The sequence below is a fragment of the Occallatibacter sp. genome, from assembly GCF_049802275.1.
Taxonomy (GTDB): Bacteria; Acidobacteriota; Terriglobia; order Terriglobales; family Acidobacteriaceae; genus Telmatobacter.
This window is the reverse complement of the sequence record NZ_JBARMD010000260.1, coordinates 1-1551: the sequence shown is the minus strand read 5'-3', so window position 1 is coordinate 1551 and position 1551 is coordinate 1. Positions and strand designations below refer to the sequence as shown.

General features: G+C 58.0%; 1 protein-coding gene. It reads right to left on the bottom strand.

Going from position 1 to position 1551, the window contains the following annotated elements; genetic code table 11:
* Window positions 1–183: 183 nt before the first annotated feature.
* The coding region (locus WA354_RS09080; RefSeq protein WP_472812687.1) for an ABC transporter permease at window positions 184–1551 on the bottom strand (1368 nt) is incomplete at its 5' end.

Here is a 1551-nt window from a genome sequence, read left to right as displayed (position 1 = left end):
CGAGAATCGCTAGCATTCGATTCTGGACGAGCGCATTCCCCTGTTCACGCAACGCAGAACGAAGATCCACCAGGCGGAGATTTGTTTGTTAACGGTGGAACATCGTTCTCCTCCTCGATAGCCAGGTGGAGCCCCGCGCATACGCCTGATTCGCTCAAACTCGAGGCGAGTTTGAACTGCAGCTTACAGTTCGCGAATCGCGGTCACAGGGTTCCGGCGCATGGCTCGACGTGCCGGAAAGTAGCAGGCTAACAAAGACATTGTTCCCAGGAGCAGGACGACGGAAACGACGGTGACGGGATCGTTGGCGCCGATGCCGTACAACAGCCGGGCAATAAAACGTGTCAGTCCCAACGCAAATACCAATCCCAGCGCCAGCCCCATGCCTGTGAGCCACACTCCCTGCAACAGCACGAGCCGCAGCACGTTCACACGTGAAGCACCTAGCGCCATTCGCACTCCGATCTCGTGGGTTCGCATTTGGGTTCGATAGGCCACGACTCCGTAGATTCCGGTTGCCGCAAGAACCAGCCCGATCAGCCCGAACAGTCCCGCCAGGGCGCTCTGTATGATGGCGAAGCTGCTCGCCAACTGGGTGGTCTCCCGCATGGGGCGCACGTCGAAAACCGGTAGCCGTGTATCGATTGTGTGGATGGCGTTTTCCACCGCCGGCGCCAGGTCGGCCGGATTTCCCTCGGTCTCCACCTGCACGATCGTCTCGTACCCCACCTGGAAAAAGCTCATATAGATCATAGGCTCCGGTGCCTCATTCACGAACATATGTGTCGAATCTCTCGCGACTCCGACAACCGTGAAAAGGCTGCCCCACACCCTGAGTTTCTTTCCCAGCGGATCCTGTCCTGGCCAGTAGCGCCTCGCCGCGTTCTGATCCACGATGAGTACCCTCGGGGCCTTTTCATCGTCATCCGGTGTAAACTCTCGTCCTTCTAAAATGGGTATATGAAGGGATTCGAAATACCGCGGGGACACCTCGGCGTGGTACACCTGCAAAGATTCATGGGGGTGCGGCACATACCCTTCCGGATACGCATCCTCGCCCTTGTGGCTCAGGGACATCGGAATCCAGTCCGTAAGAGACGCAACCTTCACGCCGGGCAATGCCGAAACGCGGTCAAGTATCTTGCGACGGATCAACTGTGTCTCATCGTTGCTGTAGCCGGCGATATTCAGCCCCACGGTCGCGGTGAGAATGTGGTCCTGCTCAAATCCTGGATTCGCGCCGGCGAGATTCTTGAGGGTTCGCAGAAATAGCCCGGAGCACAACAGCAGAGGAAGTGAGAGCGCGATTTGCGCCACCACCAGCCCGCTGAGCAATTTCCGGTTGCGTGAGCCGCCGGAGATACTTGCAGACTCTGCCTTCAGTACCTCAATGGCCGGCGCGTGAGACGAACGCCAGGCGGGGAGCGCGCCGCATAGCATACCGGCCAATAGAGAGAACACTGCAATCCCAATCACCACCTTATGGTCCATGTTCCCGTTCAGTGCGAGGGGAATTGCGTTCGCTGGAAAGAACCATGCGAATGTCTTCGA